This window comes from Tropicimonas sp. TH_r6 (assembly GCF_033101155.1).
Taxonomy (GTDB): Bacteria; Pseudomonadota; Alphaproteobacteria; order Rhodobacterales; family Rhodobacteraceae; genus Tropicimonas.
This window is the reverse complement of the sequence record NZ_JAWMPX010000002.1, coordinates 222,475-245,558: the sequence shown is the minus strand read 5'-3', so window position 1 is coordinate 245,558 and position 23,084 is coordinate 222,475. Positions and strand designations below refer to the sequence as shown.

Here is a 23,084-nt window from a genome sequence, read left to right as displayed (position 1 = left end):
CTCCTCCCGAGGGTGATTGGGGACAGGAGAACCATCTTCACCCCTTGGGCGCCAGCAGTTTCAGGGCGGCGCGGATCAGGGCGGAGGTGTCGGATTCCGGATCGTCCGTGAGCGCTTGGGCCACGGCGGAAGCGGCCTCGCCCTGCTGGTAGCCGAGATTTGTCAGCGCCGAGAGCGCGTCCGACTGCGCGGCAGCGCGGGGCCGGGCAACGGGCTTCGGCGCGGCCTGTGGCGCGGGGGCCGCTGCGGGCGGAGCGTTCGGCGTGGCCTCGACCACCTGGTCGAGCGCACCAGCCATGGCCATGATCGCCGGCGCCTTGTCCTTGAGCTCGTTGGTGACGCGCTGGGCGAGCTTGGGGCCGACGCCCGGGGCAGCGCGGATGGCGGACCAGTCGCCGAGCGTGATGGCGCGGGCGGTGCCGTCGGGACCAAGCGCACCGAGAATGGCCATGGACGCCTTGGCGCCGATGCCCTGCACCGAGGTCAGCAAGCGATGCCATTCCTTCTCCTGCAAGGACGGGAAGCCGTAAAGCTGGAGCAGGTCTTCGCGGACAACGAGATCCGTGTAGAGCGCTGCAAACTCGCCGGTGCCGGGCAGATCCATCAGCGTGCGTTCGGAGACATATACAATATAGCCCACCCCACTCACATCGAGCAGCACATGGTCGGCGCCGCGATAGTCGATCCGTCCGGCGAGGCGACCGATCATGATGCCCTCGCGATGGCGGCGGAGAGGCGGGAGCCCGATTGCAGGTGATGGGCATGGGTGATGGCGATGGCCAGCGCGTCCGCCGCATCCGGCCCGGACAGCTTCACGCCCGGGAAATGGATGTTGATCATATGCGCGATCTGGTGTTTTTCCGCGTGCCCCACGCCGACAATCGCCTTCTTGACCGCGTTGGGGGCATATTCGCCGATTTCCAGTCCGGCCTGCGCCGGAACCAGCATGGCAATGCCGCGGGCCTGACCGAGTTTCAGCGTCCCCGCCCCGTCGCGGTTGACGAATGTCTGTTCAACCGCCGCCGCCTCCGGGCCGAAGCGGTGGAACACATCCGTGAGCTGTTCGTGCAGCGATAGCAGCCGGGCGCCGAGATCGGTCCCGGTCGATTTGCACAATCCGTTGGCGATATGGGTCAGGCGCGACCCCTGGCTTTCTATCACGCCCCAGCCGAGGTTTCGCAGCCCCGGGTCGATGCCGATGACACGCATGGCTGTTTCTCGTCCTGCTCTTGTTATCCTTTTGTTGAAGCACGGTTAGCACGAAAAGGGAACATCGGCCAGAGGCTTGCGCCGGACCAGGGCGCTCTGGCAACCGTCCCGAGGCCCGGATGAGTGCGCGGCCTGCCTGTTTTCTGCTCATTTCGACCAACAGCACAGCAGCCCGAGAGACAACCCCTGCATATGCTGCAATGCCGCATTGCGGCTGCGACACTGGTAATGTTGGCGCTAACGGTTATCTTGGTGGCAAGCACAGAGATACGAACAACCGGAGATTAACATTATGAACATCCTGAATAATTCCGACGCCCAACACGTTCATTGGCTCACTGTCGAAGCCGAGGTCCGCAAGGAGCAGGCGCGCGTTTCCCGCGCCATGGTTGCCTGGGTTGGCGCCTCCTTCCGTCGTCTCTTCAAGGCGCCCACCGTCATGTCCGGTGGCGAGGTCGCAGCCTCCAACTAAGACCTGATCCACTGCGCCGTCCGGGCGCAGGCGACAGGCAAAGATTGAAATGGCGTCGGCAATTTCTGCCGACGCCATTTTTTTGGTCTGGACGTTGGTCCTGCGGTCCGCGGTCAGCCGAAGAGCGGTGCAATCAGCTGTGCAAATGCCTTCGAAACCGGGTCAATCGCCATGATATAGGCCATGAACTGTTCGAAGAGATTTCCCTGCAGCAGATTGGCAAGTTTCTCGCTATAGGAGGTTTCACCGATTGCGGCCAGCAGGCCACCCTTCATCAGGATGATCACGGAGACGAAGGTCAGTGCCGGGCGCAGCAGCGACCGACGTTCCGAGCGACGACGCACGCGGGTATAGTGAGACTGCCCCAATGTGCCGGCGGCTTCGAAACCGCCGCCTCGGCGTTGGGTCTTCTCGATCCGGCGCAGACGGCCGGAGAATGCTTTAAATTGCGGATCCCGCATATCTCATTCCTTGCGCAAAGGCCCCCGTTAGCGCTCAGAGTACGGCGGGAATGTGGCGCAAATACGGTGGCACTGTTATGTTTTGCGCAGGCAAAGCGTCGTCCATTCGCCGATTTCCTCCCGGTCGTGAACAATCACCCCTTCCACGGCATAGGCGGCGACCACATCCTCGGCCTGTTCGTTGAGGATCCCGGAAAGAATGGCGAATCCGCCGCATTTCAGCGCGCCGGCAATGTCCGGGGCCAGCGCAATAAGTGGCGCTTTGAGAATATTGGCGAAGATCAACCCGAACGGCACGGCGGCGGCGAGGTCGGGATGATCGAAGCCAGTGGCCTCGATGCAGAGCATCCGGTCGGTAAGTCCGTTGGCCTTTGCATTCGCTCGGGCGACATCGACGGCGACCGGGTCGATATCGGACGCAATCATGGTGCCCGGCCAGATCCGCGCCGCGGCCATTGCCAGGACAGCGGTGCCACACCCGATATCGGCGACGGGAAGCGCCTCATGGCCATCTGCGGCGATGCGGTCCAGCGCCTTGAGGCAACCCAGCGTGGTACCATGATGCCCGGTGCCGAAGGCCATGGCCGCCTCGATCAGCAGCGGTTCGACGCCCTCGGGCACGCTCTCGGCATCGTGGCTGCCATAGAGATAGAAGCGCCCGGCGCGCACCGGGGCCAACTCGCGCTTGACCTTGGCGACCCAGTCGGTTTCCGGCAATTCCGAGATGGCGAAATCCTTCGCACCATGGGCTGCGGCGAGCAGTGCAAGGGCGACCTCGTCGGGCGCCTGGGTGAAATAGCCGCCGACTTCCCAGATACCGGAGCCGTCCTCGAGCTCGAAAACACCGATTCCCGTGGGTTCGGGCAGGAGATTCTCCATCGCGGCTCCGAGGGCTTCGGCGGGCTCCTTGCCCTTGAGCGTGGTCAGGGCGGTGAAGGTTGTCATGGTCTGCTCCTTGGTGGGTCGGGGCTGGACGGGGCGCGCGCGATGTCGGCACCTGCCTCCGGCGACCAGCCGCTCGACTGAGATTGGCACGGCGCTAGGCTCTTGCGCGCCACTGGTCAAGGGTGTCGGTGATGTCATGCACGAGGGCCGAGAGCGGCCGGCCGGAATCGAGCGTCATGACCGGGCAGGTCAGCGTGTCCGCCCACGCGAGGTGGCGGGCACGATTGCGGCCGGGCAGCAGACCGTCATCGTAAGATCCGGCCCAGTCGAGAAACGCCTCCATGCCGGCGCGCTCGGAATCATCCTGAAGCCGCCACCCCTCACGCGCGCGCAGGCGGCGCAGCCGGGTCTCGGTCTGCAAGGTGAGGAAGACGCCGAATGTGAAGCGATGGTCGATCCCCTCCGACCAGCTGTCCAGCGAGCCGGAGAGCACCCAGTCGCGCCGGGGCAGGAACATCTGCTCCATCAACGCCCGGCGCTCCGGCACGGGGCGTTTGGTCTGGAAGGGGGGATCGGTCGGATACCAGTAGAAGTCATCCGTGTCGAAATGCTGGGTTTCGAGCGCAGACGCCAGCGCGCGGCCAAGGGTCGTGGTCCCTGCCCCGCTTGCGCCGAATATATGAATGCGGTTTCCCGCCATAGATCTCCTGTCCGTTACACGCCGGAGACGCGCCCCGGCATTGCCGGGCAAGACACCCCGGTTCCGCCGATTCCGCAATAGCCGGACGGATTTTTTGCCAGGTATTGCTGGTGATAGGCCTCTGCGAAGTAGAATTCTTGTGCATCGGCGATCTCTGTTGTGACAGCGCCTCTCCCTGAGGTTGCAAGCGCGGCCTGGTACCGGTCTCGTGTGGCGAGTGCCGTCTGGCGTTGCTCTGCGGTGGTCGTGAAGATCGCGGAGCGGTATTGCGTGCCGACATCGCCGCCCTGGCGCATGCCCTGTGTTGGGTCATGGCTCTCCCAGAAGACCCGCAGCAGGTCTTCGAAGGAAATCCTCGCGGGGTCGAAGACGACGCGAACCACTTCCGTGTGGCCGGTCTTCGCGGTGCAGGTCTCTTCATAGGTCGGGTTCGGCGTGGTGCCACCGGCATAGCCGACCATGGTCAGCCAGACGCCCGGGAGTTGCCACAGCAGACGTTCCGCCCCCCAGAAACAGCCCATCCCCAGACTCACGGCCTCCATGCCCTCCGGAATGTCGAGCGTCAGCGGAAGACCGGAGACGAAATGCTCCGACGCTGTGGGGATGGGGGCCTCGCGCCCCGGCAAGGCGTCTTCCGGGCGGACCATTTCCGTCTTTGCCGAGTTGGTGAAAAACATGCGGCCTCTCCTTTTCCTGTTCTTTCAATATGGGGGGCGGCGCGGCCCGGGTCCAGCTTTCGGCTGCGGTTGGGGATGTAGCATATCCGTGAGGTGGGTCCGCGGACGGAGCCGTCATGCGGAGCGCCTGCACGGCGGGTCAGCACGAGCGGCGCCAAATCTTCGACCGTGACCTCCGCCGCGGGCGTGCCGTCCAACGCAAGACACAGCTTCCCACGCACAGCTCTCTCTGCAAAGATCGCGGCGACCGGCCGCCGCCCGGTCGCGGAGCCGTCATTGCCTGTCGCTTTCAGCGCGGCGGAACGGGTCACGAGGCTGTTTTCTGGCGCAAAGCGCCGGGGGAGAGACTGGCCGGAGAGAGAGTGAGCGCTGCGCGGCCCATGTCGGCAGCCGGGGGGAGACATGGACGGGAACCGAACGGACGATACATCCGGAATCTGGAAATCCGGGCGCGGCAAGGGCCGGCACCGGCCCAAGGGGCGTGGGCTCGATGACCATGCGCTGGCGGAGGTTCGCGCGCTTCTGGGCGAGACCGACCGGCGCCGCGACCTGCTGATCGAGTTCCTGCACCTGATCCAGGACGCCTATGGCCATCTCTCCGCCGCTCATATCCGGGCGCTGGCCGAAGAGATGCGACTTTCACAGGCGGAGATCTACGAGGTCGCCACCTTCTATGCCCATTTCGACGTGGTCCGCGAAGGCGAAACCCCGCCCCCTGCCCTGACCATCCGGATCTGCGACAGCCTCGCCTGCGAGATGGCCGGCGCGGCCGAGATGCGTCGCGCGCTGGAGGACGGGTTGGCCCCGGCGGAGGTCCGCATCCTCCGAGCGCCCTGCATGGGACGCTGCGACGAGGCGCCCTCAGCCGAGATCGGCCATTTCCATATCGGCCATGCCACGGCCGAGAAGGTCGTGGCGACGATTCATTCCGGCGAGCGCGAGCCATACCTGCCCGGCCACCAGTCCTTTCTCGAATACCGCGCCCAGGGCGGGTATCGGACCCTGCGGCTGCTGCGCGCGGCGGGCGATTGGGAAGATGTCCAGGAGAAGCTCGTCGAAGCCGGCCTGCGCGGGCTTGGCGGGGCGGGCTTTCCGTCTGGCAAGAAATGGGGCTTCGTGCGGGCCAATCCGGGGCCGCGCTACCTTGCGGTCAATGGCGACGAGGGCGAACCGGGCACCTTCAAGGACCGGATCCATCTGGAACGCGAGCCGCACATGTTCTTCGAGGGCATGTTGATCTCCGCCTGGGCCGTCGAGGCGGAACGTTGCTATCTCTACATGCGTGACGAATACCCGGCCGTGCGCGCGATCCTGCGTCAGGAGATCGCGGCGTTGGAGGCGGCTGGAATCGTCGAGCGGGGCTATATCGAGATGCGCCGCGGTGCCGGCGCTTATATCTGCGGCGAAGAAAGCGCGATGATCGAGTCCATCGAAGGCAAACGCGGCATCCCGCGCCACCGCCCGCCTTATGTCGCGCAGGTCGGCCTCTTCGGACAGCCGACATTGGTCAACAATGTCGAGACGCTCTACTGGGTCGCCCGCATCGCACGTTTCGGGCCGGAGGTGCTCAACACGGTCGAACATAACGGGCGTACGGGGCTGCGGAACTACTCAGTCTCGGGCCGCGTCAAGCGGCCGGGCGTCTATCTCCTGCCCGCGGGCTCCAGCATCACCGACATCATCGAAGCCGCCGGCGGCATGGTCGAAGGCCATGTTTTCAAGGCCTTCCAACCCGGCGGCCCCTCCTCCGGCATTCTGCCGGCATCGCTCTCAGACGTGCCGCTCGATTTTGACACGCTGCAAGCGCATGGCACTTTCATCGGCTCTGCGGCGGTCGTGGTGCTCTCGGACAAGGACAGCATCCGCGAGGCCGCGCTCAACATGCTGCGCTTCTTCGAGGATGAAAGCTGCGGGCAATGCACTCCCTGCCGGGTTGGCTGCGAAAAGGCGGTGAAGCTGATGCAGGCGGAGACTTGGGACCGGGCGCTGCTCGAAGAGCTCGCGACCACGATGGTCGACGCCTCGATCTGCGGGCTCGGACAGGCCGCACCGAACCCGTTCCTGCTGACCATGAAGCATTTCCCGGAGGAGATCTGAGATGCGTGCCAGTCTGATTGCCGCACTCTGCGCAGGCTCCCCCCTGATGGCACAGGACGCCCCTTATGCCGGCCAGCAAAGTCGTACCATATCCTCCTTCTCCGAGGCGGATATCGCCGTAATCGAGGCCGGCGAAGGCTGGGGCCTCGCTCTTCCGGCAGAGCTCAATGGCTGGCCCGGTCCGGCCCATGTGCTCGAACAAGCCGTAGAGCTGGGACTCGACCAACAGCAGATCGACCGGATCGAAACGATATTCGCCGCGATGAGGGCGGACGCGCAGAAGGCGGGGCACCGTATGCTCGTGGCGGAACAGGCGCTCGATGCCGGTTTCAGGAGTGGCGAGATCGACAGTGGCAAGCTCGACAACCTGCTCGCAGAGGCCGCCGAAGCGCGCGCCGCCCTGCGCAAGGTCCATCTCGCTGCGCATCTGAACACCGCCCCGCTCCTCAGCCAGCACCAGCGCATGATCTACACCCAATTGCGCGGATATGCAGGAAGCGGTCATGGAGACAATTCCGGCCATGAAGGTCACGGAGGCAGCCACTGATGTCCGATACCATCACCTTTACCCTCGACGGTAAACTCGTCGAGGCGGACCCCGGCCAGTCGATCTGGGAGGTCGCCAACGGCCAGGGCCTGAGGATCCCGCATCTTTGCCACACCCCCACCCCCGGCTACCGGCCGGACGGCAATTGTCGCGCTTGCATGGTGGAGATCGAAGGCGAGCGCGGATTGGCCGCTTCCTGCATCCGGGAGCCCTTGGAAGGCATGGTCGTGAAGACCGACACCGCACGGGCCGAGAGCGCCCGTAAGATGGTGGTCGAGATGTTGCTGGCGGACCAGCCGGAGCGCGAGGACGCGCATGACCTCTCCAGCCAGTTCTGGGCGGTGGCCGATCAGGTCGGCGTCAAGGAGAGCCGCTTTCCGGCGATGGAACCGGAGCGCATTCCGCTTCTCGATGACAGCCATGTCGCCATGCGCGTCAATCTCGACGCCTGCATCCAATGCGGGCTCTGCGTGCGCGCCTGCCGCGAGGTTCAGGTCAATGACGTGATTGGCATGGCGGGACGGGGACACAACGCTTTTCCCGTTTTTGATCAAGCGGATGCGATGGGAATCTCAACCTGCGTGGCCTGCGGGGAATGCGTGCAGGCCTGCCCCACGGGCGCGCTGATGCCGGCGGCGATCCTCGACGACACGCAGCGCGGCGACAAGAACGACTTCGACAGCGAGACACAGAGCGTCTGCCCCTTCTGTGGCGTCGGTTGCCTCGTCAATCTCAAGGTGAAGGACGGAAAGATCGCCCATGTCGAGGGGATCAACGGGCCGGCCAATGAGGGACGGCTCTGCGTCAAGGGCCGCTTCGGCTTCGACTATATCCATCACGAACACCGGCTGACGAAGCCGCTGATCCGACGCGAGGATGCGCCGGCGAAGGGGTTGAATGTCGATCCGGGCGACCTCTCGACCCATTTCCGCGAAGCAAGCTGGGACGAGGCGCTGGAAGCCGCTGCCGGCGGGCTTGGCGGGCTGCGCACGGCCCATGGCGGGCGGGCGGTGGCCGGGTTCGGCTCGGCCAAATGCACCAATGAGGAGGCCTATCTCTTCCAGAAGCTGATCCGAGAAGGCTTCGGTCACAACAATGTCGATCATTGCACCCGGCTCTGCCATGCCTCCTCGGTTGCGGCCCTGCTGGAAAATGTCGGCTCGGGCGCGGTAACAGCGACGTTCAACGAGATCGAGAACGCGGATGTCGCGATCATGATCGGCTGCAACCCGCTGGAGAACCACCCCGTCGCGGCCACCTTCTTCAAGCAGTTCGCCGGACGGGGCGGCAAGCTGATCACGATGGATCCGCGCGGCACCGGGCTGAAACGCTTCGCCTCGCATAACCTGCAATTCCGCCCCGGCACGGATGTGGCCATGCTCAACGCGATCATGGCGACCATTGTCGAGGAAGAGCTCTACGACGCGGCCTATATCGACCGTTTCACCGAGAACTGGGAGGCGGAGAAGGCGCATCTCGCCGATTTCGCACCGGAGAAGATGGCGGGGCTCTGCGGCATCGACGCCGACACCCTGCGCGACGTCGCACGGACATTCGCTGGCGCGAAGGCCGGCATGATCTTCTGGGGCATGGGGGTGTCGCAGCATATCCACGGCACCGACAATTCCCGCTGCCTGATCTCGCTCGCGCTGATGTGTGGCCATGTCGGCAGGCCCGGAACGGGGCTGCACCCGCTGCGCGGGCAGAACAACGTGCAGGGCGCCTCGGATGCGGGGCTGATCCCGATGTTCCTGCCCGATTACCAGAGCGTGACAGATGACGGCATTCGCAAGAGTTTCACCGATCTCTGGGGCAGCGAGGATTTCGGCGGTGAGAAGGGCCAGACCGTGACCGAGATCCTTGATGGCGTGCATGCGGGCGACATTCGCGGCATGTATATCCTGGGCGAAAACCCGGCCATGTCGGACCCGGACGTGGCCCATGCGCGCGAAGCGCTGGCGAAGCTGGAACATCTCGTGGTGCAGGATATTTTCCTCACCGAAACAGCGAATTACGCGGATGTGATCCTGCCGGCCTCGGCGCTTTACGAGAAGGCCGGGACGGTCTCCAACACCAATCGGCAGGTGCAGATGGTGCGCCCCGCCGTCCCCCCGCCGGGCGAGGCACGCGAGGATTGGACGATCACCGCAGCCCTTGCCGATCGGCTCGGATTGGACTGGAATTACAGCCATCCAAGCGAAGTCTTTGCCGAGATGAAACAGGTCATGGCGAGCCTCGACAACATCACCTGGAACCGGCTTGAACGCGAGACGGTCACCTACCCGTCGCTTTCAAAGACAGATCCGGGACAGGCGGTTGTCTTCGCCGACGGATTCCCGCGCGCCGAAGGACGCGCGCGCTTCACCCCGGCTGCGATTGTTGCGCCCGACGAGGCGCCCGATGCGGACTATCCGATGGTGATGACGACGGGCCGGCAGCTTGAGCACTGGCATACGGGATCGATGACACGCCGTTCGAAAGTGCTCGACGCGGTAGAGCCGGAGGCGAATTGTTCGCTCCACCCGGCCACCCTGCGAAAACTCGGCGTGGAACCGGGCGAGATGGTCCGGCTCACGACACGGCGCGGGACCATCGAGATCATGGCACGGGCGGATCGGGGCGTCTCCCCGGATATGGTCTTCGTTCCTTTCGCCTTTGTCGAGGCGGCGGTGAACCTGCTGACCAACCCGGCGCTCGATCCCTATGGCAAGATCCCGGAATTCAAGTATTCGGCGGTGAAGGTCGAGGCGGTCATGGACTGAATAGAGGCTCGGTCCGAGCCGTCGCGCGGGACGACAGGCCTCACGCCTGTCGGGCACGGGCCGGGATCCGCCTATCCGCCGGCCATCTCGCGGATCTCGGCCATCTCGTAGGGGCTCTCGGCCACCACGGCCTCAACCGTTGCCAGCTCCCCGGCTTTGCCGAAGATCCGGTACATATGCGCGAAACTGGCTGGCTGGGCGAGCCCGCCACGCGCCATCTGGCGGAACAGCGCGGCAGACGCCTCCAGCTGACCGGTCTCGGCCAGGATCCGGGCCTTGAGCGTCTGCAGCCGCAGCGACCCGTGGCCAAGCTGCGCCGCCTTGTCGGCTTGCGCCAGCGCGGCGTCCCGAGTCGCCGGTCGGCGTCGCAGGACATCGGCAGTCATCAGCAGTATCTCGATCAGGTCATGCCCCTGCCCGGCCAACTCGCCGAACACCGACGCCATCTCTTCGGATCGGCCCGCCTTGCCATAGACATGGCCAAGGGCTGCGAGATAGCAGACCTGCCGCCCCGACGCCTCGGCGGCCTCCTCCAGCCGGGCGACCGCCGCCTGCACCATCCCGGCCTCCAGCAGCGTATCGGCCTCGCGCTTGAGATAGAGCGGCTCCTCGGGATGGGCGCGCAGCGCCGCCCGATTGCGTGCCAACGCCGCGTCATGCTCGCCCAGATCGCGCAACATCACCGAGGCCGCGCTTTCGAGCTGCGGCGCGCCGGCGATCCGCGCATTGTTTTTTTCCAGTCGGGCAAGGCCGTTTCGGATCCGAGTGTGGTTCCAGAACCCGCGCCCGACCCGCTTGCCATGGATCATCCGCCAGTCGCGCAGAGCGATCTCCCAGGGATAGGAGACCTTGCCCTTGGCGCGCCAACCCTGCGGCGGTTCCACCGCATTGAGCTGGTTGAGATAGGGATCCCCGCCGGGGAAGAGATTGCCCTTTCGCACGATCATCCGCGCATCGATGGGATAGCTCGGGGCCGCCTCAAGGATCCCGGCCGAGAGCAGCGCCGACAGCACGCTCGGCATGATCTGGTCCATCGGCCCAAGCCACCAGGCCGCATGGGCCCAACGATGCGCCTCCCGCGCCTCGCCCGCCTGAAGATGCGCCAGCGCCGCATGGGCCGCGACCGAGCAGAGCGCTTCATCGCCCGAAACGGGGCGCGACCAGGCCGCCTTGTGCACTTTCTTTGCCCCCGCGAGGTCCGTGCACTCGACGCAGAGTTCGCTGATTGCAGGATAGATGTAGGGCTTGGAAAACCCGCGATTGACCTGCGTCGCCAGCAGGGTTCGGGCCCGCGCCGCCTCGCCCCGTCCGCGCAGATGGGCCATGACAAAGGGAAAACACTGACCCATGTCGCCATCGCCAAGAAAGTGTTTCCTGGGACTGTCCATGCGCGAGATCAGCAGTTCCACCGCCTCGGAATGTTCTTCGGCGGTCAGCGCATCTTCGACCGGGTAGACCGTGCCGCCCCCCATCGTCGCTGCCGTCTGCGAGAAGGCGGAATGCGGCGGACCGAAGATCTCCTTGCAGCGCGACATGGCGAAAAGCTCGAGGAAATCACGCTGGCCAAGCTTGAGGTCCTCGTCCCCCACCAGTTCCTCGAAGGTCATTACGCGGTCGCCGCCGGCCGCCTTGAGTTGGTCGACCTCGTATTTCGTATCCGAGAAGACCAGGCAGGCCGCCTCCGGATCTTCGAGCTGACGCTTGAGATGGACCTCGTAGAATTCGCGCGGGATGTATTTGTTCGGCCAGAGCTTCTGAGAGGTGATCGGATTGGAGATGATGTCTCCGCGGCGGATGTGATAGGCGCTCAGATGGGTACCGGCGAGCTTTTCGTCGATCCGTTCGGAGACGCGGCGGATCGTGTCGCAGAATCCGATCCCGTCGAAACAGGCCGCCAGCCGTTTGGCGACCGGGGCGTCTTCTTCCCAGGGCAGCACCGTCGTGCCGACCGCCCGCTGCGACAGGAACCCGGCGCCGGACGCTATGGCGGCGCGAAACTCGGCCTCCGTGTTGCGATGCGTGGCGTCGAGATCGTCAAGAGCAGCCCATTGCTCCGCCGAAAGCTCTCCGGGGACGAACCTGCGGTCGACAAATTCCGGCGTGAAGATATCGGTCGGCTCGCGCAGCTCCTCGGCCGTGCGCCCATGGCTGACCCAGGCGATGACATAGGGGATATCATAGTCGCGCGAGATCCGGATGGCGTTGAGGATCGAGATCAACCGCCCGCCCATGCGGTCGTTCCGATGCGCAACGATCCTGCCGCTCAGGTCCGGCCCCTGCTCCATGGAATCCTCCTTTCGGCTCTTGCCGCATGATGCGCCGCACAGAGAGCGAGGTAAACGGCGGAAGTTGGGCGGGGCCCAGCCCTTCGCCGGGCGCAGATCGGAAATGCCGCAGCTGCAAACCCAAGGTCGCATTTGCAGTTTCCAAAAGAGTCGCTACTGTGCCGCCCGAACCGGCAGTTTGGTCAGGTGATCCGGCATTGGGGGAATGCCGCGCCGCGCCATCCGGATTGAGGAACATCACGCAATTGCTTGTGAGGGAAAGACAAATGACTGACACCCAGACGCCCGACATTCTGTATACAAAGGTAGACGAAGCGCCCGAACTGGCCTCGGCCTCGCTCCTGCCGATCATCCGCAAATTCGCCTCTGCCGCCGGAATCAATGTCGGTACCAAGGATATTTCGGTCGCGGGCCGTATCCTGTCGACCTTCCCCGAATATCTCTCGGAAGATCAGCGTATCTCGGACGATCTCGCGGAACTGGGCGGGCTGGTAAAAACGCCTGAGGCCAATGTCATCAAGCTGCCGAACATCTCGGCCTCCGTGCCGCAGCTCACCGCGGCCATCGCCGAGCTGCAAGGCCAGGGGTTCGCGGTGCCGGACTACCCCGAAGAGCCGTCCACCGACGAGGAAAAGGCCGTCCGCGCCAAGTATGACGCGATCAAGGGCTCGGCCGTGAACCCGGTGCTGCGCGAGGGCAACTCGGACCGCCGCGCGGCCAAGGCGGTGAAGAACTACGCACAAGCCAACCCGCATTCGATGGGAACATGGTCCGCCGACAGCAAGACCAAGGTCTCGTCCATGTCCGGCAACGATTTCTACGCCAACGAGAAATCCGTCACCGTCACGGCCGCTCAGGCCGGCCCCGCCAAGATCGAGTTCGTCGCCGCGGATGGCTCTGTCGGCGGCATGAAGGATGCCTGGCCGCTTGAGGAAGGCACGATCTGTGACGCGACCTTCATGTCGGTCAAGGCTCTCTCCGCATTCCTCGCCGACGCGATCGCGGACACCAAGGCCGACGGCACGATGTTCTCGCTGCACCTGAAGGCAACGATGATGAAGGTCTCGGACCCGATCATCTTCGGCTACGGCGTCAAGGCCTGGCTCGCGCCGGTCTTCGAGAAATTCGGCTCCGAGCTGGAAGCCCTTGGCGTCAATGCCAATTCCGGCATGGGCGACCTGCTGGAGCGGGTCAAGGACAACGCGGAGATCATGGCGGCCATCGAGGCTGTGACTGCCGAGCGCCCCTCGATCTACATGGTCGATAGCGACAAGGGCATCACCGGCCTGCACGTCCCCTCCGATGTCATCATCGACGCCTCCATGCCGGCCGTGATCCGCGCCGGCGGCAAGGGCTGGGACCAGACCGGCGCCAAGGGCGACGCCAATTGCGTTATCCCCGACCGCTGCTACGCGTCGATCTATGACGAGGCGATCAACTTCTTCAAAGCCAATGGCGCGCTGGACCCGACCACGGCGGGCGCTGTCGCCAATGTCGGCCTGATGGCGCAGAAGGCGGAAGAATACGGCTCCCACCCTACCACGTTCGAGGCCCCGGCCGATGGCACGATCCGCGTTGTCGCGGCCAATGGCGATGTGCTTCTGAGCCACGATGTCGAGGCCGGCGATATCTGGCGCGCCTGCACCGTGAAGAAAGCGCCGATCGAGAACTGGATCCAGCTCGCCCTGGACCGCCAGCGTCTGACGGGTTCGGAAGCGATCTTCTGGCTCGATGCCAATCGCGCCCATGACGCGCAGTTGATCGAATATGTGAAACCCGCACTGGAAGCCGCTGGTGTTGCAGAAAAATTCCTGATCATGGCGCCGCGTGAAGCGACCCGCCAGTCGCTGGAGACGATCACCGCCGGAAAGGACAGCATCGCCATCACCGGCAACGTCCTGCGGGATTACCTGACGGATCTCTTCCCGATCCTGGAGCTTGGCACCTCGGCCAAGATGCTCTCGATCGTCAAGCTGATGAATGGCGGCGGCCTGTTCGAGACCGGCGCCGGTGGCTCCGCGCCCAAGCATGTCCAGCAACTCGTGGCCGAAGGTCACCTCCGCTGGGATTCCATGGGTGAGTTCTGTGCGCTTGGCGAGAGCTTCAACTTCCTCGCCGATAGCAAGGGCAACGCCAAGGCCGGTGTGCTCGGCGCCGCTGCCGAGGCCGCAACCCAGGGCATTCTGGATGACAACCGGTCGCCGTCGCGCAAGGTTGGCCAACCCGACAACCGCGACAGCCATTACTGGTTCGCCCGCTACTGGGCCGAAGCGCTGGCCGCACAATCCGACGATGCCGATCTGGCAGCCTATTTTGCGCCCATCGCCACGGCCCTGGCCGATGGCGAAGACGCGATCCTCGGTGAACTTGCAGCCGCACAAGGGCCGGCCGCCGATCTCGGAGGCTACTACAACACTGACCCGGCCAAGACCGCCACGGTGATGCGCCCCTCGGCAACGCTGAACGCGATCATCGGCTGAAGAAAGACCCGATGAAAGAAATGGTGCCCGTCCCGGTAACGGGGCGGGCATTTCGTTTCCATACGGGATAGTCCAGACGGCCCGGAGCTCCTGCGGATAACCGCAATGAGCCCATCCTCCCATTTTCTGCGCCTTGCGCGAGTGACCTTCGCGCAATATGGATCAAGCTCGAACCTGGGATTGGCGTTTTTTCTTCCGTTCTTGTCAGGCTCTGTCCATTAAGAATGCGAGTCCAGTAACTCTGCTTCCCGAAAATGCGAAAAAGTCTCTTCAACATAATTCGAACGATCACTCTTGCCTTTGGTCTTCTGTCGCTCGTCTGGTCTGTAAAATTCCTCAAAGAGGTGCTCATTTCCGGTCTGGCAAGCGAAAGAAGCCAGTGGATGTGGCAATGGGGGCGTTGGGCATTAGCGGTTTTCTTGGCAGGCGGATTTCTTTCCTACCTCCTCAGGGAACGCACTGGCGCAGAGCGTTTGGAGGCATCGCAAAACACAACTTCCAAGCCTGATCCCAAGGAGGATGTTTCAGGTCAAACACTCCACGAGCAGCTGTACTACAAGGCATATGAGAAAAGCCGAAACCCCAAGACCATGACAAAACGCGAAAGCGTTACGTACAATGCCTATGCTCTTTATCTGTACATTGAAGGTGATGGGCTGGATGGCGGGATCGACAATATGGGTGCAAACGAGGCGCGGCAGGCATTGTGGGCTCTGTCGGAGCTGGGGTTGAACAAGCTGGCCAAAGAGATTGAGAGGTTCATCGATTATTTTGAACAGACTGAGCCCAAAACGCAGGAAGACACCAGCCGGCATTTCAGATACTGCCGCGAAATCTACGGGCGGATCGTTTCGCTCGGCTTTGACGAAATCCCGCGGCGACTCGATGACTATCTGAGCGGCTAGGATCCCGATCCGATCCGGTTTGAGACGCTCCAGGGAATCGTGCCCTTGTGTGGTTCAGTCTGTCAGGTGTTAGCTCTCGTTTTCAAAACACCTCCGCAACGGAAGTTGCGAAAAGGTTGAATTGTCTTGGGCCACGCCATGTGGTGCTGGTATTCATTCGATGTCGGAAAACGGTCATCGGATCTTCTATTGCCAATAACCGCCTCGTCGCGGGATCGCCCCGGTCCTCTACATGAAGGAATCCGCCTCCGCCGCCTTGCGCTCGGCCACGAATGCATCCAGCGCCTCGCGCACAGCCGGATCCATCTCCGGCGCGCGATACTCGGCCAGCAGTTTCTCCACCCGTGCCTGCGCCAGGGTCGCGCTGTCGCGCGCGCCCTCCTCTTCCCAAGTCTCGTAAGGCTTGTAGTCCAGGACATCCGAGCGCCAGAACGCGTCCTTGAAATGGCGCTGCGTGTGCTCGCAGCCGAGATAATGCCCGCCGGGCCCGACCTCGCGCAGCGCATCCATCGCCTGCGCCTCCTCATCCACCTTCACCCCTTCGGCCATCCGGTGCAGCACCCCGAGTTGGTCCGCATCGAGGACAAATTTCTCGAAGGACGCCACCAACCCGCCTTCCAGCCAGCCGCAGGCATGGAGCATGAAATTCACCCCCGACAGCAGGCCCGTATTGAGCGAGTTCGAGGTCTCGTAGGCCGCCTGCGCGTCTGGCAGCTTGGAGCCGTTGAAGGAGCCGGCCGAGCGATAGGGCAGCCCGAGCCGCCGCGCGAGTTGCCCCGCGCCATAGGTGATCTGTGCGGCCTCGGGGGTTCCGAAGGTCGGCGCGCCGGAATTCATGTCGATCGAGGTAACGAAAGCGCCCATGATCACCGGCGCCCCCGGCTTGACGAGCTGCGAATAGGCGACGCCGGCCAGCACCTCGGCCAGCACCTGGGTCAGCGTCCCGGCCACCGAGACCGGCGCCATCGCACCGCCGACGATGAAGGGCGAGATGATGCAGGCCTGGTTGGCCGCGGCATAGACTTCCAGCGCCCCCATCATCGTTGCGTCGAAGGTCAGCGGCGAATTGATGTTGATCAGCGAGGTCATGACCGTGCGCCCGTCGAGCCCGCCGAAGAGGATCTCGCACATATCGACCGAATCCCGCGCCCGGCTCGGCTCCGTAACCGAGCCCATGAAGGGCTTGTCCGACAGCGTCATATGGGCGTGCAGCATGTCCAGGTGCCGCTTGTTCACGGCGATATCCGTCGGCTCGCAGACCGTTCCGCCGGAATGATGCAGCCATTTGGACATGTAGCCCAGCTTCACGAAATTGCGGAAATCCTCGATCGTCGCGTAGCGCCGCCCTCCTGCAATGTCGCGCACGAAGGGCGGGCCATAGACCGGCGCCAGCACGAGATTGCGTCCGCCGATCTCCACAGAGCGATCTGGGTTGCGCGCGTGTTGCACGAAGCTGCCCGGCGCCGTGGCGCAGAGCTTGCGCGCCAGCCCGCGCGGAATCCGCACCCGCTCGCCGCTCACATCCGCGCCTGCGGCCTTCCAGCGCTCGAGCGCCGCCGGGTTCTCTACGAAAGCCACGCCGATCTCTTCCAGAACCGTCTCGGCATTGGCCTCGATGATCTGCAAGGCCGCCTCGTCGAGAATATCGAGATTCGGAATGTTGCGTTCGATATACTTGGCGCATTCGATCTTCACCGCCGTGCGTTCAGCCCGCCGTGCAGCCCCGCCACCGCCGCGCCGCCGTGTCTTCACTTCAGCCATGTCGCATTCCTCGCCAGTTCGTCCTTGCAAAAGGTGTAGCGCGGAGCAGCCCCCCGGCCGGACGCGATTTGCGGCACCTGCGGGGAGAAAGCGACATCCTGCCGCCCGGGCACCCTAGGGCATGGCCAGCACCACGACGCCAGAGCGCCGACGCGCGCTCACATCCTCATGGGCGGCGCGGGCCTCGTCGAGCGGGTAGATCCGATCGAGCACGGGGCGCAGCGTGCCAGCCGTCACCATGGCACTGAGCGTTTCGAGATCCTCCCGACGGTCGGGGCTGACGCCGATCACAACCTTCGGGCCCTTCCGGAACCGGTTGGTGAGCGCTGCGAAGAGGGTGGCGCAATCGAGATCCAGCGGCACATAGCGCCCCGTCTCCCGCAATGCTCCGCGCGCCGCGCCGAAGCTCGACGCGCCGACGCAATCGAAGATCACGTCCCATGTCGTGCCCGATGCCGCGAAATCCTCCTGCCGGTGATCGAAGACCCGCTCAGCCCCCAACTCCCGCACCAATTCGGCATTGCGCGCACCGCAAACCGCGTCCACATCGGCCCCGAGCGCTCGGGCGATCTGCACCGCGTGAACGCCGACCCCGCCGGAGGCACCGAGCACCAGCACCCGCTCACCGGGCTTCAGCTTCGCGAAGTCCCGCAGGAAGACCAACGCGGCCAGGCCGCCAAAAGGCAGGCTCGCGGCCTCCTGCGCCGAGAGCCGCTCCGGTCGGGCCGCGATAGCGCCCGCCGCCTTCACGATCAGGTACTCCGCATGTGCCCCGGCCCCACCCTCGGCAAAGCCGAAGACCGGCTGTCCCTGTTGAAAGCTCGAAACACCCTCGCCAAGGGCGTCGATCCGGCCCGCAAAAGCCCCGCCAAGCACCGGCTTGCGTGGTCGGAAGAGGCCGAACATCAACCGCCCCGGCAGCACGGTGAAGGACGGGAACGCCGCCTCCCGCAGCCGCCAGTCGGCGCTTGTCACCGCCGCCGCCTCGACCCGAACCCGCACCTCGCCCGGTTGCGGCTCCGGTCGCGCAATCTCCTGCACGGTAACCACCTCCGGTCCGCCATATTCTCTGTAGAGTGCCGCTTTCATCACGTGTTCCTTCGTCCTGCGATCCTGTTGACGCAACGCTACCCATGCGGATCTCGCGAGTGAATTGACCAATTCCTGCGAACTGCTATGCAGAAACGCATGGATTGGCGATCAGTGAAATTCGACTGGAACCGCGCCCGGGCCTTCCTTGTGACCGCCGAGGAAGGCTCGCTTTCGGCAGCGGCCCGGGCGTTGGAGATGTCCCAGCCAACACTTGGCCGACAGGTCACAGCGTTGGAGGAGGAGCTGGGGCTGGCGCTGTTCGAACGCAGCGGGCGCGGGCTGGCGCTGACCCCGGCGGGGTTGGAGCTGCTGGCCCATGTCCGCGCCATGGGTGAGGCGGCCAGCCGGGTCTCCATCGCCGCGACCGGGCAGTCGCAGCGGATCGAGGGCGATATCTGCATCACCGCCTCGGACATTTATGCCGCCTACCTGCTGCCGCCGATCATCGCCCGCGTCCGGCGCGAACATCCCGGCATCCGGATCGAGATCCGCGCCAGCAATGACATCGCCGATCTGCGCCGCCGTGAGGCCGATATCGCCATCCGAAACACACGCCCCGAGGATCCGGCGCTGATCGCCCGCAAGATCCGCGATGACACCGCGCGGCTCTACGCCACGTCGGATTACATCGCCACCCTGCCTCAACCGATCACGCAGGAGAGCCTGCGCGTGGCGCAATTCGTCGGCTTCGATCACGGGCCGACCTATCGCGACCAGCTTCGCGCGTTCGGAATCGCACTGGAGGCGGAGAATTTTCCGCTGATCACCGCCGATCACGTCGTGCAGTGGCAATTGGTCAAACAGGGGCTGGCCATTGGCGTCGTGCCGACCAGCCTTGGCGATACGGACCCGGTGGTGCGGCGTGTGCTGCCGGAGCTTGCACCGATCACCTTCCCGATCTGGCTGGTCGCACATCGCGACCTGGCCACCGCGCGCCGCATTCGGGCGGTGTTCGACATTCTCGTCGACGCCCTGTCGCACGGTTGAAACGCCAGCCCCGCCCCCTGCCCCTTGCGTCTGCCCGCTGAGAAATCTACTCAGTCCTCATGACCAGCCAGACCCATGACCGCCTCCTGATTATCGACTTCGGCAGCCAGGTGACCCAGCTCATCGCCCGTCGCCTGCGCGAGTTGAATGTCTATTGCGAAATCCACCCCTATCAGAAGGTGGATGACGCCTTCCTGCGCGAGATGTCCCCGAAAGCGGTGATCCTCTCGGGCGGCCCCGACAGCGTCACCCGCGAGGGCAGCCCCCGCGCACCGCAATCGCTCTTCGAGATGGGCCTGCCGATCCTCGGGATCTGCTACGGCCAGCAGGTGATGATGCACCAGCTTGGCGGCAAGGTCGAAAGCGGCCACGGCACCGCCGAGTTCGGACGCGCCTATGTCACGCCGCCCGCAGCCAAGCTCGACATTCTCGACGGCTGGTTCAGCGACGGTCGCGAGCAGGTCTGGATGTCGCATGGCGACCATGTCAGCGAAATCGCGCCGGGCTTCGAGGTCTACGGCTCCTCGCCCAACGCGCCCTTTGCCATTACCGCCGACGCCTCGCGCCACTTCTATGCCGTGCAGTTCCACCCGGAAGTGCACCACACGCCGAACGGCGCAAAGCTCTATGAAAACTTCGTCCGCATGGCCGGGTTCGAGGGCGACTGGACCATGGGCGCCTATCGCGAGGAAGCCATCGCGCGCATTCGCGAAGAGGTCGGCGACAAGAAGGTCATCTGTGGCCTCTCCGGCGGTGTGGACAGCTCGGTCACCGCGATCCTGCTGCACGAGGCTATCGGCGACCAGCTCACCTGCGTCTTTGTCGATCACGGGTTGCTGCGCAAGAACGAGTCCGAAGAGGTCGTCGCGATGTTCCGCGACAATTACAATATCCAGCTCATCCACGCGGATGAGAAGGAACTGTTCCTCGGCGAATTGGACGGTCAATCCGATCCCGAGACCAAGCGCAAGATCATCGGCAAGCTCTTCATCGACGTGTTCCAGAAACATGCCGACACGATTGAGGACGCGGAATTCCTCGCGCAGGGAACGCTTTACCCGGACGTGATCGAGTCGGTGAGCTTCTCCGGCGGCCCCTCGGTCACGATCAAGTCGCACCACAATGTCGGCGGGCTGCCCGAGAAGATGGGGCTGAAACTGGTCGAGCCGCTGCGCGAGCTGTTCAAGGACGAGGTCCGCGCCCTGGGGCGCGAGCTGGGCCTGCCGCAGAGCTTCATTGGCCGCCACCCTTTCCCCGGCCCGGGTCTGGCCATCCGCTGCCCCGGCGAGATCACCCGTGAGAAACTCGATATCCTGCGCGAAGCCGACGCGGTCTATATCGACCAGATCCGCAAACACGGGCTCTATGACGAGATCTGGCAGGCTTTCGTGGCGATCCTTCCCGTCCGCACCGTCGGCGTGATGGGCGACGGGCGGACCTATGATTTCGCCTGCGCGCTGCGCGCCGTGACGAGCGTCGACGGCATGACCGCCGACTACTACCCGTTCTCCCACGAGTTCCTCGGCGAGACGGCAACGCGGATCATCAACGAGGTGCCGGGGATCAACCGCGTCACCTATGACATCACCTCCAAGCCTCCGGGGACCATCGAATGGGAATGATCGTGACGGGCTATCTCGACGCGCCAGAAGAGCGCGCCGATGAGATCGCCACAGCCTTCGAAGACCATGCGCGGCTGAGCCGGCAGGAACCGGGTTGCGAGCTGTTCGAGGTGAATCAGGACAGCGCCATTGTTGGCCGTTTCCACATCAACGAGCGCTATACCGACGCCGACGCCCTCGAGGCCCACAAGGACCGCATGGCCAGCTCCGACTGGGCGCGCGTCAGCGCCGGCCTGACGCGCAATATCGACGTTCGGGAAGGCTGACCCTTGTCCACTGATCGCGGGCTTTCGCATCGGGCCGGCCTCGGCACGCCCCATATCGTCTATTTCTTCGACGAGGGCTTCCTGCCCTGTTCGCTGGTCTCGATCCATTCGGTGCTGGCACGCCTGCCCGGCCGTGCCCGGCTGACGCTGCACCCGACCTTCGAGAGCAAATGGCTCGCCCGTGATGTCGCAGCGCTCTCGGAGCGCTTTCCGGCGGCGGAGATCACCGTCCGCGAGGTCGATCTCACGCCCTGGCGTGCCCTCCCGCGCGGCCGCCTGCCGCTGGCGGCGCGCTCCCGGCTGCTTCTGCCCTCGATCCATTCCGGCCGCGTGCTCTACCTCGATGGTGACGCGCTCGCCCGGCGCGATCTGACGCCGCTCTGGAATGTCGATCTCAAGGGCAGATGCATCGGTGCGGCGCTGGCGCCCGGTGTGCAGGCCGCCCTTGAACGCCATGAGAAAAGCAGCTCGCAAGCCGCTCGAAAGGCTGGGGAAAAGACGCTCGCCCGTGGCGAGAGGCTCGACGGGATCGACATGCGCCGTTACTGGAATTCCGGCGTGATGGTGCTCGATCTGGACGCGATTACGACCAAGGGGTTGGCCCCGCGTATGATGGATATAGAGGCCACGGCGAAATACACCTCGCGCGATCAGGACTGGCTCAACATGGTCTTTCGCGACGAGACCGAGATCCTCGATCCGATCTGGAATTCCGGCTGGGGAAACCCGCGCACGGACAAGGGCTATGTCTCGCCAGAACTGCGTGCGTATTTCCGATTGAGCCGTGAAGATCCGGCCGTAATGCATTATACCGGCTTCGAAAAACCGTGGCAGGCCGCGCGCCCGCCCTTCAAGCTGCACCTTCTGACCAAGCCCGGGGAACGCCGGTTGCGCGCGCGCTACTGGGCCGAGTTCCAGGCCGAGAAAACGGCGACCGAAGCCGTGCTTGGGCGGCCGCTCTGGTCATGACGGAAGGCCACCCGCTTCGCGCTGGCCTCTGGATGCTCGCCGCCATCGGCTCCTTTTCGACCATGGCCGTCGCCGGGCGCGAGGTCTCCTTTGCCCATGACACGTTCGAGATCCTGCTCTATCGCTCCATCGTCAGCTTCTGCATCGTGCTGGTCATCGGCGGTGCGACGGGCGCGCTGCGGCAGGTCAACACGCAGAACATGCGCCTGCACCTGCTGCGCAACACCTCCCATTTCATCGGCCAGAACCTGTGGTTCTACGCCCTCGCCCTGCTGCCGCTGGCGCAGGTCATCTCGCTGGAATTCACCTCGCCGATCTGGGTGGCGCTGCTGGCGCCGCTCGTTGTCGGCGAGGCGTTGACTCGGCGCTCCGGCCTTGCCGCGCTGGTCGGGTTCATCGGCGTGGTCATCGTCGTCCGGCCGGAAATCGGTGGGCTTTCGCCGCCGATGTTCGCCGCGCTCGGCTCTGCCGTCGGCTTCGCCTTCTCGGCGCTCTTCACCCGCAAACTGACCCGCACCGCCTCCATCACGTGCATCATGTTCTGGCTGACCTTGATGCAGGCGATCATGGGCCTGATCTGCGCCGGGCTCGACGGCCAGATCGCCCTGCCGACCGCGCCGGCAATGCCCTGGCTGGCACTGATCGGGCTCTCTGGCCTCTCCGCGCATTTCTGCCTCTCATCCGCGCTCTCGCTGGCCCCCGCCACCACGGTCATGCCAATGGATTTCCTCCGTCTACCGGTACTCACCCTGATCGGTCTTCTACTATACGGCGAGCCGGTCGACGCCTTGGTGATTCTCGGTGCCGCGCTGATCTTCGCAGCGAACTGGCTGAACCTCAGCCCGTCGCGAAGGTTCAAGCGCTAACAGTGACTTACGCAGGGAAAGATGTGACCGCAGAGTCGCAA

The 23,084-nt window shown here is 64.3% G+C and carries 20 protein-coding genes; 11 read left to right on the top strand and 9 right to left on the bottom strand.

Annotated features, from left to right (window positions below; genetic code table 11):
• Positions 1–37: 37 nt before the first annotated feature.
• Both ruvA and ruvC read right to left on the bottom strand, forming a co-directional pair.
• Positions 38–709 carry a Holliday junction branch migration protein RuvA gene (ruvA, locus tag R3X27_RS03185; RefSeq protein ID WP_317707377.1) on the bottom strand — a complete coding sequence of 224 codons (672 nt, stop codon included), beginning with the start codon at positions 707–709 and terminating at the stop codon, positions 38–40.
• The gene (gene ruvC / locus R3X27_RS03180) at positions 706–1,209 is read right to left on the bottom strand and encodes a crossover junction endodeoxyribonuclease RuvC (RefSeq protein ID WP_317707376.1); all 504 of its coding nucleotides are present in this window, start codon (positions 1,207–1,209) and stop codon (positions 706–708) included. Before ruvC ends, ruvA begins: the two co-directional genes overlap by 4 nt.
• 292 nt (positions 1,210–1,501) lie before the next feature.
• On the opposite strand from ruvC, the gene R3X27_RS03175 reads away from it, so the two are divergent.
• Positions 1,502–1,681 (top strand): hypothetical protein, encoded by a 180-nt coding sequence (locus R3X27_RS03175; protein WP_317707375.1) that lies wholly within the window; start codon positions 1,502–1,504, stop codon positions 1,679–1,681.
• Positions 1,682–1,794: 113 nt separating this feature from the next.
• Here the strand turns inward: R3X27_RS03175 and R3X27_RS03170 are convergent, their stop codons facing one another.
• The 4 genes from R3X27_RS03170 to msrA all read right to left on the bottom strand — a co-directional run bounded on the left by R3X27_RS03170 (position 1,795) and on the right by msrA (position 4,404).
• The gene (locus R3X27_RS03170; RefSeq protein ID WP_317707374.1) at positions 1,795–2,142 is read right to left on the bottom strand and encodes a hypothetical protein; all 348 of its coding nucleotides are present in this window, start codon (positions 2,140–2,142) and stop codon (positions 1,795–1,797) included.
• Positions 2,143–2,217: 75 nt separating this feature from the next.
• Positions 2,218–3,087, bottom strand: a complete 870-nt coding sequence (locus R3X27_RS03165; protein ID WP_317707373.1) for a 50S ribosomal protein L11 methyltransferase — start codon at positions 3,085–3,087, stop codon at positions 2,218–2,220.
• 94 nt (positions 3,088–3,181) lie between these two features.
• Positions 3,182–3,727, bottom strand: a complete 546-nt coding sequence (locus R3X27_RS03160; RefSeq protein ID WP_317707372.1) for an AAA family ATPase — start codon at positions 3,725–3,727, stop codon at positions 3,182–3,184.
• 14 nt (positions 3,728–3,741) lie between these two features.
• Positions 3,742–4,404 carry a peptide-methionine (S)-S-oxide reductase MsrA gene (gene msrA / locus R3X27_RS03155; RefSeq protein WP_317707371.1) on the bottom strand — a complete coding sequence of 221 codons (663 nt, stop codon included), beginning with the start codon at positions 4,402–4,404 and terminating at the stop codon, positions 3,742–3,744.
• A gap of 402 nt (positions 4,405–4,806) precedes the next feature.
• Between msrA and R3X27_RS03150 the strand changes: the two genes are divergently transcribed.
• The 3 genes from R3X27_RS03150 to fdhF are packed head-to-tail and all read left to right on the top strand — an operon-like array spanning position 4,807 to position 9,810.
• Positions 4,807–6,501 (top strand): NAD(P)H-dependent oxidoreductase subunit E, encoded by a 1,695-nt coding sequence (locus R3X27_RS03150; RefSeq protein ID WP_317707370.1) that lies wholly within the window; start codon positions 4,807–4,809, stop codon positions 6,499–6,501.
• A gap of 1 nt (position 6,502) precedes the next feature.
• Positions 6,503–7,048, top strand: a complete 546-nt coding sequence (locus R3X27_RS03145) for a periplasmic heavy metal sensor (protein WP_317707369.1) — start codon at positions 6,503–6,505, stop codon at positions 7,046–7,048.
• Positions 7,048–9,810, top strand: a complete 2,763-nt coding sequence (gene fdhF, locus R3X27_RS03140; RefSeq protein WP_317707368.1) for a formate dehydrogenase subunit alpha — start codon at positions 7,048–7,050, stop codon at positions 9,808–9,810. The genes R3X27_RS03145 and fdhF overlap by 1 nt, the downstream gene beginning before the upstream one ends.
• Positions 9,811–9,881: 71 nt before the next feature.
• Here the strand turns inward: fdhF and R3X27_RS03135 are convergent, their stop codons facing one another.
• Positions 9,882–12,095 (bottom strand): hypothetical protein, encoded by a 2,214-nt coding sequence (locus R3X27_RS03135; protein ID WP_317707367.1) that lies wholly within the window; start codon positions 12,093–12,095, stop codon positions 9,882–9,884.
• Positions 12,096–12,361: 266 nt separating this feature from the next.
• Between R3X27_RS03135 and R3X27_RS03130 the strand changes: the two genes are divergently transcribed.
• Positions 12,362–14,575, top strand: coding sequence for an NADP-dependent isocitrate dehydrogenase (locus R3X27_RS03130; RefSeq protein WP_317707366.1), 2,214 nt, complete (start codon positions 12,362–12,364; stop codon positions 14,573–14,575).
• Between the two features lie 254 nt (positions 14,576–14,829).
• Positions 14,830–15,480 (top strand): hypothetical protein, encoded by a 651-nt coding sequence (locus tag R3X27_RS03125; RefSeq protein WP_317707365.1) that lies wholly within the window; start codon positions 14,830–14,832, stop codon positions 15,478–15,480.
• A gap of 228 nt (positions 15,481–15,708) precedes the next feature.
• On the opposite strand, the gene R3X27_RS03120 is transcribed toward R3X27_RS03125, so the two are convergent.
• Positions 15,709–17,241, bottom strand: coding sequence for a trimethylamine methyltransferase family protein (locus R3X27_RS03120; protein WP_317707364.1), 1,533 nt, complete (start codon positions 17,239–17,241; stop codon positions 15,709–15,711).
• A 114-nt stretch (positions 17,242–17,355) separates the two neighbouring features.
• Complete coding sequence (locus tag R3X27_RS03115) at positions 17,356–18,330, bottom strand: NAD(P)-dependent alcohol dehydrogenase (RefSeq protein WP_317707363.1); 975 nt, start codon at positions 18,328–18,330, stop codon at positions 17,356–17,358.
• 99 nt (positions 18,331–18,429) lie between these two features.
• Here R3X27_RS03115 and R3X27_RS03110 point away from each other — a divergent pair, with 99 nt between their 5' ends.
• From R3X27_RS03110 to R3X27_RS03090, 5 genes are read left to right on the top strand one after another with little or no spacing between them, the layout of a single operon-like run.
• The gene (locus R3X27_RS03110) at positions 18,430–19,320 is read left to right on the top strand and encodes a LysR family transcriptional regulator (RefSeq protein ID WP_317707362.1); all 891 of its coding nucleotides are present in this window, start codon (positions 18,430–18,432) and stop codon (positions 19,318–19,320) included.
• 59 nt (positions 19,321–19,379) lie between these two features.
• A complete protein-coding gene (gene guaA / locus R3X27_RS03105) occupies positions 19,380–20,942 on the top strand; it encodes a glutamine-hydrolyzing GMP synthase (protein ID WP_317707361.1) in 1,563 nt (520 codons plus the stop codon).
• The gene (locus tag R3X27_RS03100) at positions 20,933–21,208 is read left to right on the top strand and encodes a putative quinol monooxygenase (protein ID WP_317707360.1); all 276 of its coding nucleotides are present in this window, start codon (positions 20,933–20,935) and stop codon (positions 21,206–21,208) included. The genes guaA and R3X27_RS03100 overlap by 10 nt, the downstream gene beginning before the upstream one ends.
• A 3-nt stretch (positions 21,209–21,211) precedes the next feature.
• Positions 21,212–22,177: a glycosyltransferase family 8 protein gene (locus R3X27_RS03095; RefSeq protein ID WP_317707359.1), complete on the top strand. Its 966-nt coding sequence runs from the start codon at positions 21,212–21,214 to the stop codon at positions 22,175–22,177.
• Positions 22,174–23,043, top strand: coding sequence for a DMT family transporter (locus R3X27_RS03090; protein WP_317707358.1), 870 nt, complete (start codon positions 22,174–22,176; stop codon positions 23,041–23,043). Before R3X27_RS03095 ends, R3X27_RS03090 begins: the two co-directional genes overlap by 4 nt.
• Positions 23,044–23,084 lie beyond the last annotated feature (41 nt).